Raw genomic sequence first — 11,022 nt, 5'->3', positions numbered from 1 at the left:
AGAGTCTGGCGCAAGGAGTCGGACGATATGAAGCGAAGCAGGTTCAACGAAGAGCAGATCATAGCGATCTTGAAGGAGCAGGAGGGCGGATTGCCGACGGCGGAGGTTTGCCGCCGCCACGGGATCAGCTCGGCGACGTTCTACAAGTGGAAGTCGAAGTTCGGCGGGCTGGAGGTGTCCGAGGCCCGGCGGTTGCGAACGCTCGAGGAGGAGAACTCCCGGCTGAAGAAGCTCTTGGCCGAGGCGATGCTCGACAATGCCGTGTTGAAGGATCTGGCATCAAAAAAATGGTAACGCCCGGCGCCAAGCGGGAAGCCGTCGCCCATGCCCGGGAGCATCACGGGGTGAGCGAGCGTCGGGCGTGTGCATTGGTTGGCGTGAGCCGCAGGGTGATCCGTTACGAGCCGACACGGCCGGATGACGGCACGCTGCGGCAACGGTTGCGCGAGCTGGCGGCGGAGCGTCGCCGGTTCGGCTATCGCCGCCTGGGCTATCTGCTGGCGCGGGAGGGCATCGCACCCAATCACAAGAAGCTGCTGCGCATCTACCGGGAGGAAGGGCTGCGCGTGCGCCGTCGTGGCGGGCGCAAGCGCGCTCTGGGCACACGCAGGCCAATGGTGTTGCCCGATGGCCCGAACCAGCGCTGGTCGCTCGACTTCGTCTCTGACAGCCTGATCTGCGGTCGGCGCTTCCGCATCCTGTGCGTGGTCGATGACTACACACGCGAGTGCCTGGCGCTGGTGGCCGATACATCACTGTCGGGTGCACGGGTGGCCCGGGAACTGACCGGCCTGATGGGCATCCGGGGGAAGCAGCATACGGTGGTCAGCGACAATGGCACCGAGCTGACCTCGTCGGCCATCCTACGCTGGTCGCAGGAGCGCCGGGTCGAGTGGCACTACATCGCGCCGGGCAAGCCGATGCAGAACGGCTTCGTCGAGAGCTTCAACGGGCGCCTGCGCGACGAATGTCTCAACGAGACGCTGTTTACCTCGCTAGCTCATGCCCGGTTCGTGCTCGCTGCCTGGCGGCACGATTACAATACGGTCAGGCCACACTCCAAACTGGGCGGGAAGACCCCCGCCGAGATCGCCGGCCAACGTGTCTGGGGGCATGCCCCCAGACACGTTGCCATCCCCTCAAACACCCATCATGAAGGAGCGAGACTCTACCTCTGACTGGTAACAATCAGGGGAGCACGTCAGGGGAAATGGAAGCAACCTCGCCACGCAAGATACCTGCAAGGACGGGATTCTGGCGATTGCAAGTGGCTGACCGGGAGCCGGGCAATCTTGACGCTCAAATAAAAGAGCTGTTCTCAATGGTATCGAGTGATCTGGGGGTCTGGCAGATTCTAACCCAACGGTTTCGGGCAGACATATTCTGCGGTTTCTTCATGAATGAAACCAATGAGGGTGGATCATTGGAACGCGATACGCTTGAGGCGATGGCTCAAAGGCGCATTACTCTTGAGTTTGATATTTATGGACCGTCATCGGATTGAGCGTCCGCAATGTTGTCGTATCCGGAACGGCAGCTTTTGATCCCCGCAGGCCATAAGCTGCCGTCGCTATCAGGCTGGATGTCCACCCAGCCTATGCCGCTTTGCCCTTCCGCCCCGCGCCAGACAACACGAGCAGCAGCAGCACAGCCCCCACCGCACTGATGATCCCCGCCACCAGAAACGCCCCCTGCATCGTGCCCAGCGCGCCGCGCAACACGGAAACCAGCAGCGGCGAGGAGAACTGGCCGAAGAAGAACGTCGCGGTCCAGATGCCCATGCCGCGCCCCCGATGCTGGAACGGCAGCTGGCTTTGCGCCCAGGCGATCAGCGTCGGGATCGCCATGCCCGCGCCCGTCTGCTGCAGCGCCATGCCGAGGATCATGCCCTTCCAGTCGTGCGCCAGACCCATCACCGCGAGGCCTGCACCGAGGAAACTGAGGAAGATCGCGATCAGCACCGGCGAGCCGACCCCGCGCGCGCCCAGCCACCAGAACAGGCTCGCGCCCGCCAGAATGAACAGCGTCGGCAGCGCGGTGATCTGGCCGATGCTCTGCGGATCGGTCACGCCCAGCTCCTGCCAGACGGTCGCGCCATTGACGATGAACACATAGTAGATCGCCGAGGAAAACAGCGTCAGCCCCGCGATCCCCAGCATCGCGCGCCATGGGAAGCCCTCGCCATCCTTCTCGTCCATCCCCAGCATCATGCGGACGGTCGCATCGCTCGAAGGCTCGAACATCCAGCGCACCATCGCCGCCCAGATCGGCACCGCGAGCAGGTAGAGCAGGAAGATCCCGTTCCAGCGCCACGCCGTCATCGTACCCGCAAAGAAGATCATCACCGAAGACAGCGCCGGCCCCACCAGCCCCTGCAGCGCCAGCCACTTGCGGCGGCCGTCGTCGGGCCAATAATCGGCGATCAGCGTGTTGACGGTGGTGAGGATCACCGCCTCGCACAGCCCCAGCAGCAAGCGCGAGGCATAGATCGTATCGAGGTTTTCAAGAAAGAACGGCGCCGCCCCGATCAGGCCATAGAAGAAAGTGGAAACCAGCAGCAGCTTGCGTCGCCCGAACCGGTCGACCATCAGCCCGGCAAACAGCGCGACCAGCGCAATCGTCAGCCCCGGCGCGGTCACCATCGAAGGCACCTTGGTCGGCGCGGTCGGATCGGTGGGCGCGAAATGGCCGATGATCGCCGGGATCGCCGGAAACATCGTGACGATGGCCAGAATCGGCAGGAAGCCCGCAATGATCACGGTCAGCCCCTGCGGCATGCCAGCCACGCGCGCGGCCGTCGGTGTGGTTGCCAAGATATTCTCCCAAAACAATTTTCGTGCCGCAGGCGGGTTGTCATCCCCACAATACCCCGCGTCCTGTGCTTGACCATAAGCGAGGTACGCGCATAATAGAAGCAAGATTTTAATTTGACCGGCAAGACGGACGGGAAATCGAAAGCAGCAATGACAGCGCATCGGGCAGCACCGGCTGCGGCCACCGGCACCAAGCTGCCGCACGAACTCGACGACCGCCAGCGCGCGCTCGCCTTCTTCACCGTGCTTACCGCAGTCGTGCTCGAAGTGGCGGACACGACCATCGTCAACACCGCGCTGCCCGCGATCCGCGATGGCCTCGGCGCCTCTCCGGCGGCGATGCAGTGGATCGTCGCGGGATATCTGCTCACGCTGGGCTCGCTGCTCCTGCTTGGCGGGCGGCTGGGTGACACGTTCGGCCATCGCCGCCTGTTTCTCGGTGGCGTTGCGGGCTTCGTCGCCGCCTCGGCGCTCTGCGGCTTTTCGTCCAGCCCGGGCATGCTCGTCCTTGCCCGCGTGCTGCAGGGCGCGGCCGGCGCGATGATGGGCCCGCAGACCATGGCCATCGTCCAGTTGCTCTACACGCCGCTCGAACGGGTGAAGCGCCTTGCCTTCTTCGGCATGATCATCGGCCTCGCCGCGATCATCGGACCGATCATCGGCGGCATGCTGATCCAGCTCAACCTGTTCGGCCTCGGCTGGCGGCTGATCTTCCTGATCAACCTGCCGGTCGGCCTGTTCGCGCTCGCCATGGGCCGCATCACGCTCCCCCGCACCGGCGAGGAGCACAAGGGCCTCGCCATCGATCTGGCCGGTGCCGCCCTGTTTGCAGGCGGCTTCGGGATGATCCTGCTCGCGCTGATTCAGGCGCATGAGGACATGGCGGCGCTCACCGCCGGGTCGATCCTCGCGGGCGGCATCGGCGCTGTCGGTCTTGGCTGGCGGCGCTCAGTCCTGCGCCGCGCCGCTGGTCTCCCCGCCATGGTGGAGCCAAGCCTCTTCGCGCTGCCGACATTCCGCTGGGGCGTGCTCGCGGCGATGGCGTTCAACAGCGGCTCGGTCGGTTTCCTGATGATCTTCGCGGTCGCGCTGCAGCAGGGCCTCGCGCTCACGCCGCTCAAGACGGCGCTGATCCACATTCCCTTCGGCCTCGGCGTGATGGTCGCCGTCGCTCTCATCGTCCCGCGTCTGCTCCCCCGGCTCGGACGGGTACTGCCGATGACGGGCGGCGTGCTGATGGCCACCGGCATCCTGGGCACCCTCGCGCTGATCCATGCCCGGATCGACGGCGGCCCGCTGCTGATCACGATGCTCGCGCTCGCCGGGATCGGCTTCGGCACGCTATCCGGCCCGCTCGGCCCCATCGCCGTCTCCGAAGTCCCGCGCACCCATGCCGGTACCGCCAGCGCGACGATGCGCACCGCGCAGCAACTGGGCGGCGCGCTCGGCATCGCGCTGGTCGGTTCGGCGTACTTTGCGGTTCGGGGAAGCGACGCGGCGGCGCGCCTTGCCGGGCTTGTCCCCGGCGCGGTCATGGTCGCTGCGCTGCTGTCCATCGCAGTGCTCGCCGTCTCGCGCCTGCCTTCGACCCTGTTCGCTGCAGAGCACAAGCCCACAGCGGATTGACCCGCCGCAACTTGATCGGCATTATCAATTGAAATCAAACGGAATCTATCCACAAAAGCGATAGATAACCATCGCGGGAGATTATATGGAACTGAAACCTGTGCGCCGCATCGTCACCGGCCACGATGCAGCCGGCCGCGCGATCATCCAGGAAGATGGCGCGCCTCCCCGCGTCCAGCAAGTCGGCGGCGCGATCGGCCCGATGTTCCACGAAGTCTGGAACACGCAGGCCACACCCGCCCCCATCGACGCTGCCTCGGGCGAACCCGCCGAGGCCGGCATCGTGCTCGCCCCGCCGAAGAACGGCACCCGCATCCGCGTGCTCGATATCCCGCCCGAAGGCGACGGCATCCGCAACATGTCGGCCGAGGAAGCCGCCGCGCACTTCGCGGAGATCGGCGCTGGCCACGCGTCCAACGCCGCCAAGGAAGGCGCGCGCCACGCCCTGATGCACCGCACCGAGACCATCGACTACGGCATCGTCATCGAGGGCGAACTCGTGCTGATCATGGATGAGGGCGAAACCACCGTCTATCCGGGCGATATCGTCATCCAGCGCGGCACCAACCACGGCTGGGCCAACCGGTCTGACAAGAACTGCCGCATCGTCTTCGTGCTGATCGACGGCGAATTTGCGCCCGAGCTCAAGGCATGAGGCTCGCGACGATCCGTGACGGTTCGGCGGACGGCGCGCTGGCGCTCGTCTCGGCAGACGGCGCGCGCTTGCTGCGGGTTGGCGGAAACCTGCTCTCCGCGATGGAGCACTGGCCCGCCGCGCAGGCCCTGCTCGAAGCAGCACAGGCCCGCCTTGCAGCCGGTGAGGGCGAACCGACCGACGACCTCGATTTCGCCGCCCCCCTGCCGCGCACCTGGCAGTGGCTCGATGGCTCGGCCTTCACCACCCACGGCGATCTCATGGCCATCGCCTTCAAGCATGATCCCCACGAAGGGGACCGGCCGCTGATGTACCAGGGGCTGTCCGACAGGTTCTACGGCCCTGCTGATCCCATGCCCTTCCCCGCGATGGAACACGGCATCGATTTCGAAGGCGAGTTCGGCGTGGTGATCGATGCTGTCCCCATGGGCACCAGCGCCGAGGAAGCGCTGAAGCACATCCGCCTGATCGTCCAGATCAACGATTGGTCGCTGCGTGCCATCGCCCCCATCGAAATGAAGACCGGCTTCGGCTGGATTCAAGCCAAGCCGGCCTGCTCGATGGCCCCCTTCGCTGTCACGCCCGACGAGCTCGCGGCTGCGTGGCAGGACGGGCGCGTGGGCCTCGATCTCATCATCGACTGGAACGGCAAGGAAGTCGGCCGAGCCAATGGCGCCGCGATGGCCTTCGGCTTCCACGAACTGATCGCCCATGCCGCGCTCACCCGCGATCTTGTCGCCGGAACGGTGATCGGCTCGGGCACAGTCTCGAACGCCAACTACGCCGAAGTCGGTTCGAGCTGCATATCGGAAATCCGCGCGATCGAGATCATCGCCCATGGCGCGCCGCAAACGCCGTTCATGGCCTTCGGCGATACCGTGCGGATGACAGCGGTGGACAGCACGGGCCGTGCTCCCTTCGGCATGATCGATCAGGAGGTCGTGAAGGCCTAGCAATTGCGGGCCGCCCCGGTGTAGGATCAGGGAAACGTTCCCACGACGAGGCGGCCGCGAGTTCCATGACCAGACCCAAGCGGGCCACTATCGTCGATGTTGCACGCATGGCCGAAGTTTCGGCCAAGACCGTCAGCCGTGTCGTCAACAACGAACCGCATGTCACCGAAGCGGTGAAAACCCGTGTGCGCGAAGCGATGCGCGAGCTGCGCTATCACCCCAATGTCGCAGCGCAAGGCCTTGTCCGCAGCCGGTCCTACCTCATCGGCCTCGTCTACGAAAAGCCCAGCCCCAGCTATGTCGTCGAACTCCAGAAGGGCGCGCTCGAACGCCTCCATGGCGAACGCTTCCGCCTTGTCGTGCTCCCGGTCGAATCCGTCACCGAGCGCGAGGACGAGATCATCGCGCTGCTCCGCTCCGCCGCGCTCGATGCCGTGCTGCTTGCCCCGCCTGCCTCCGATCACGCCGGGCTGATGGCGGAACTGCGCGAAGTCGGCATGCCATTTGCCCGCATTTCACCCACCCGCCTCCTCGGCAATGGGCCCTCTGTGGCGATGGACGATGTCGCCGCCGCGCAGGAGGCCGCCGAGCACCTCGTCGCGCTCGGCCACCGCCGCATCGGCGTGATCAAGGGCGATCCCAGCCATGCCGCGTCCGATGCGCGCCTTGTCGGCACGATGCAGGCGCTCGCCAAGGCGGGCATCGCGCTGCACCCGGAACTGATTGAATCCGGGCTCTTCACCTTCGATTCCGGCCTTGCCGCCGCGCGGCGCCTGCTGGCGCTCGATCCGCCGCCCACCGCGATCCTCGCCCAGAACGACGACATGGCCGCCGCCACCGTCGCCGCCGCGCGCGAATGCGGGCTGCATGTGCCTGAGGATCTCTCGGTTGTAGGCTTCGACGATTCCGACATATCCCGCGTCGTCTGGCCGCCGCTCACAACGATCCGCCAGCCTGTCGAAGACATGGCCTACCGCGCGATGGACATGCTGCTCCAGGTACTCAAAGGCGAACCCGAAGGCGGCGATATCCACCTCGCCCACGAACTCCTCATCCGCCGCAGCACCGCACCGCCGCGCGGCAATTAGACCCGCGAGCATTCCATAAACTCCCTCGTCACCCCCGCGGAGGCAGGGGCCCAGAGCAACATGCGCAGCGCAGGCCGCTCTGGCTTCCCGCCTGCGCGGGAATGACGAAGGGTGTGCAGGTGCGCGCAGTACCGCGCTGCGGTTAGGCCCCGAGCATTCCATAAACTCCCTCGTCACCCCCGCGCAGGCGGGGGCCCAGAGCGGTCGTGCACGGCGCTCTGGCTCGCTACTCAGCTCGCCTCGCCCGCCAAAGCCAGATCATCGAACGAGAGCAGCGCCGCGCCCACTGCCGAAGCATCCTCCGCCAGCGCTGCCGCCATGACCGGCGCAATCGCCGGAGCCTCGCGCCCGCCGCTGCGCAGGAGGAGATTGGTCCGCTGGGTCAGCCGCTCAAGTAGCGGCATCGGCAGCCGCCCGCCAACCAGCACCACGCCGGGGTTGATCAGCAAGTTCACCGCCACCAGCGGCTGCACCAGCGCGCGCGCGCATTCCTCGATCCAGTCGTCATGAATGCGCTGCAGGACGGCATCGTTCGATGGTGTCTCGCCTTGCGCAAACGGCGAACGGCCCCCTTGCTCGAGCCTCCGGTTGATGCCTGCGATCGAGACGATGGACTGCAGCGGCACCAGCGCGCCGCCTTCGCCCGGCACGGCCATGAAGCCGATCTCGCCGCTGCGCCCGTCCGCGCCCCGATCATATTGTCCGCCAACCACCAGACCGCCGCCCAGACCATAGCTGATCAGCACATAGAAGAAGCTCTGTTCCCGCTGCCCGCGCCCGAACTGCATCTCGCCGATGGCTGCAGCGGCCGCGTCGTTCTCGATATAGATCGGCCGCCCGAGCGGTTCGGCAAACAGGGCCTCGAGGTTGGTGGCCGACCACTGCGCATAATCGCCCGGCATGCCCGGCAGATCGATCACGCCAAGCCCGTCCGGCAGCGCCAGCCCGATCCCGGTTATCGCCCCTGCCTCGACCCCGGCCATCGCCAGCAGCCTGTCGAGATTGCGGCGATAGAAGCTGCGCACCTGCTCGGGCAGCGCGAAGGCGATTTCCTGATCGAGCCGCGCCTTCACCGTTCCGGCAAAGTCCGCCAGCACCATGGTGATGTGATCGCGGTCGACATTGAGCCCGATGGCATGCGCGCCCTCGGCGTTGATCACGAGCCGGGTCGCCGGCTGCCCGCGCCCGCCGCGCTGCATGCCGGCAGTGCGCAGCAGGCCGCGCTCCATCAGGCGCCGGGTGATATTGGTGACGGTGGGATGAGCAAGCCCCGTCTGCCGCGCCAGTTCTGCCTTGGTCAGCGTGCCTTGCGCACGGATGGCGCGCAGCACGATCCGGGTGTTGTGGGCACCGGCATCCTCGATTGTCGCGCCGCGATAGCCGCTGCGCGTGAGCCCCAGATTCACGCGGCGGCGCCCTCCAGCACATCGAGCGCAATCGCCAGCGCGCCCATCGGCCCCGCCTGATCGCCCAGCACCGGCGCACCTACGCTGAACGGCGCCTGCGCATAACCACCAAGGCTTGCCCGCACGGCCGCATCGACCCGCGCCACCAGTTCGGGCCGGCTGGTCAACACGCCGCCTCCCAGGGCGACGCGCTCGGGTGCCCCGGTCAACACGATGGTATGGACGAGCCGTGCAAGAACATGGACGAAGGGATTCCATATCGGATGGAGTTCGTCCAGTGCCTCCCCCGCCTGCCCCGCCCGCGCGGCCAGTGCCGGTCCGGAGATCAATCCTTCCACGCAGGCCCCATGAAACGGGCACGTTCCCGGCCCATCGTCCCCCGGCGCACGATCGACAAATATGTGCCCCATTTCACTGTGTGCGCGGCCCGCCATGGTCCGTCCGCCCACCACGAGCCCGACGCCGACCCCGGTGCCCACGGTGATATAGGCGTGATTCGCCATGCCCTCCGCGCCGCCCCAGCGTCCTTCCGCCAGCGCCGCGCCGTTCACATCGCTATCGAGCCCGATCGGCAGGCCGTAGCGATCCTGCAGATGCGCGGCGAGGCCGAAGCCCTGCCAGCCCGGCTTGGGCGTAGCGAGGAACGTGCCGAAATCAGCCGCCGCGCGGTCGGTGCGGATCGGCCCGAAGGCGGCCACGCCGATGGCCTTTAGGGCATGTGCCGCCACCCATTTGTCGAGGATCGCGGTAAGATCGCCAACCGTCGCGCCTGCATCGCGCGTCGGCACCCGGCGCTGGTCGATCACTTCGCGGCCTTGTGCCAGCGTGGCAACGCACTTGGTGCCGCCCAGTTCGAGCCCGGCGATCATGCCCCGCCTCCCCCGGAACCGCCCCAGGTTTGCGTGAAGTTCGGCCGCCCCTTCAGCGCGGGGTCGAGCAGCCGTGCCAGCATGTCCTGATGGGTCGGCGCGGCCCTCTTGTAGCGCCCCATCACTTCGCTGATCTGCCCGATCACGCGGCGCACCTCGTCAAACGGCGCCGCATCGGCCAACGGATCGAGTGCCTCGGGCACCAGCCCCATGCCTGCGCCCACGAAGAACCAACTGATATCCGCAAACAGCTCGCGCCGCCGCGAGACGATGCGCCCGGTGCGGCGGAACAGCTCCAGTTTCGCGGCAAGACTGTCCGGCAGGGGATTGCTGCGCACCTCGTCCCAGAACGGCTCGCCATGCCGCTGGTTGGGCACATAATGCAGCAGCAGGAAATCGCGGATATGCGCATATTCGTCCGCCGCCTCGCGGTTGTATGCCGTCGCCAGCGCGGGATCGCAGTGCCGGTCCGGGAAGTAATCGAGCAGCCGGTTCAGCGCGGTGTGAATAAGATGAATGCTCGTCGATTCCAGCGGTTCCAGAAACCCGCTCGAAAGCCCGACGGCGAGGCAGTTCTTCACCCACATAGCCTTGCGGTGCCCGGCGGTGAAGCGCAGGAACCGCGGCTCCGCCAGCGCTTCACCCATGACGGCACCCCGCAGCGTTTCCGCCGCCTGCTCGTCGCTCACATGGCGGCTTGAGTAGACATAGCCGTTGCCCACCCGCGATTGCAGCGGGATCCGCCAGCGCCACCCCGCTTCATGCGCAGCGGAAACGGTATAGGGCGGAGGCGGACCGACAGTCGCGGTCGGCATCGCCACGGCCCGGTCGCAGGGCAGCCACCTGGTCCAGTCCTCATAGCCCGCGTGGAGCGCTTCCTCGATCAGCAGCCCGCGAAAGCCCGAGCAATCGATGAAGAAATCCGCCTCGATCCGCCTCCCGTCGACGAGCCGAACCGCAGCGATCGCGCCGTCACCCGCCATCTCGCAGCCCGCGATCCGCGCGTCGACGTGCTCCACCCCGCGCGCCATGGAATGCCGCTTCAGGTATTGCGCCACCAGCCCCGCATCGAAGTGCAGCGCATAATTGAGCGCCCCGCCGGGATAGCTCCCGTCCGGAGGCGGAAATGCGAACTTGCCGTCCTCCGCCAGCGCGATCGCCGGGCACAGATCGGCAAAGCTCTCGCCATGCCCTGCCGCCTTGTTCTTCCACCAATAGTGGTGAAACGGCCGCTGGTTGATCGTGACGCCGAGGTTGCCGAAGGGATGCCAATACGAATGTCCCCGCTCCAGCCAGTCGTCAAAGCGGATCGCCAGCTTGAATGTCGCCTGGCAATGGCGAATAAAATCAACCTCATCGATCCCGCAATTGGCAAGGAATTCGAACACCGGCGGGATCGTCGCCTCACCCACGCCGACGGTCGGCACATCGCTCGATTCAATCAGCGTGATCCGGCAACCGGAAGGCCCCAGCACCGCGCCAAGCAGCGCTGCCGCCGACCAGCCCGCAGTGCCGCCGCCAACGATCAGGATCGAGCGCAAGGGATCAGGGGTCATCATAGGTCAGGTATCGTCATCTCGCCCGATGCTGGCGGTCATGCCGCCCCAAGACA

General features: G+C 66.3%; 10 protein-coding genes. 6 read left to right on the top strand and 4 right to left on the bottom strand.

Translation table 11 applies throughout. The features are described 5' to 3' along the window. The first annotated feature begins 27 nt into the window (after positions 1–27). Positions 28–1,178, top strand: a protein-coding gene (locus ACO056_RS11155; RefSeq protein ID WP_421846694.1) for an IS3 family transposase whose coding sequence is annotated in 2 segments (ribosomal slippage) — positions 28–280 and positions 280–1,178 — 1,152 coding nt in all. Because the reading frame shifts where the segments join, the coding sequence is not laid out codon by codon here. Positions 1,179–1,210: 32 nt separating this feature from the next. Further along, positions 1,211–1,504, top strand: coding sequence for a DUF4279 domain-containing protein (locus ACO056_RS11150; RefSeq protein ID WP_421846692.1), 294 nt, complete (start codon positions 1,211–1,213; stop codon positions 1,502–1,504). Positions 1,505–1,595: 91 nt separating this feature from the next. Here the strand turns inward: ACO056_RS11150 and ACO056_RS11145 are convergent, their stop codons facing one another. Next, positions 1,596–2,813 (bottom strand): MFS transporter, encoded by a 1,218-nt coding sequence (locus ACO056_RS11145; RefSeq protein WP_421846690.1) that lies wholly within the window; start codon positions 2,811–2,813, stop codon positions 1,596–1,598. Positions 2,814–2,963: 150 nt separating this feature from the next. Here ACO056_RS11145 and ACO056_RS11140 point away from each other — a divergent pair, with 150 nt between their 5' ends. The 4 genes from ACO056_RS11140 to ACO056_RS11125 all read left to right on the top strand — a co-directional run bounded on the left by ACO056_RS11140 (position 2,964) and on the right by ACO056_RS11125 (position 7,135). After that, positions 2,964–4,439, top strand: coding sequence for an MFS transporter (locus tag ACO056_RS11140; protein ID WP_421846688.1), 1,476 nt, complete (start codon positions 2,964–2,966; stop codon positions 4,437–4,439). A gap of 85 nt (positions 4,440–4,524) precedes the next feature. Further along, a complete protein-coding gene (locus ACO056_RS11135; protein WP_421846686.1) occupies positions 4,525–5,094 on the top strand; it encodes a cupin domain-containing protein in 570 nt (189 codons plus the stop codon). Continuing rightward, on the top strand, positions 5,091–6,047 hold the full coding sequence (locus tag ACO056_RS11130) for a fumarylacetoacetate hydrolase family protein (protein ID WP_421846684.1): 957 nt from the start codon (positions 5,091–5,093) through the stop codon (positions 6,045–6,047). Before ACO056_RS11135 ends, ACO056_RS11130 begins: the two co-directional genes overlap by 4 nt. Positions 6,048–6,112: 65 nt before the next feature. After that, on the top strand, positions 6,113–7,135 hold the full coding sequence (locus tag ACO056_RS11125) for a LacI family DNA-binding transcriptional regulator (RefSeq protein WP_421846682.1): 1,023 nt from the start codon (positions 6,113–6,115) through the stop codon (positions 7,133–7,135). A gap of 230 nt (positions 7,136–7,365) precedes the next feature. Here ACO056_RS11125 and ACO056_RS11120 read toward each other — a convergent pair whose 3' ends face one another. From ACO056_RS11120 to ACO056_RS11110, 3 genes are read right to left on the bottom strand one after another with little or no spacing between them, the layout of a single operon-like run. Beyond that, the gene (locus ACO056_RS11120; protein WP_421846680.1) at positions 7,366–8,541 is read right to left on the bottom strand and encodes an ROK family transcriptional regulator; all 1,176 of its coding nucleotides are present in this window, start codon (positions 8,539–8,541) and stop codon (positions 7,366–7,368) included. Then, a complete protein-coding gene (locus tag ACO056_RS11115; protein ID WP_421846678.1) occupies positions 8,538–9,410 on the bottom strand; it encodes an ROK family protein in 873 nt (290 codons plus the stop codon). Before ACO056_RS11115 ends, ACO056_RS11120 begins: the two co-directional genes overlap by 4 nt. Then, a complete protein-coding gene (locus tag ACO056_RS11110; protein WP_421846676.1) occupies positions 9,407–10,969 on the bottom strand; it encodes a tryptophan halogenase family protein in 1,563 nt (520 codons plus the stop codon). The genes ACO056_RS11115 and ACO056_RS11110 overlap by 4 nt, the downstream gene beginning before the upstream one ends. Positions 10,970–11,022: the final 53 nt, after the last annotated feature.

The organism is Novosphingobium sp. (genome assembly GCF_965228995.1).
Lineage (GTDB): Bacteria > Pseudomonadota > Alphaproteobacteria > Sphingomonadales > Sphingomonadaceae > Novosphingobium.
This window is presented reverse-complemented; position numbering and strand designations above follow the sequence as displayed.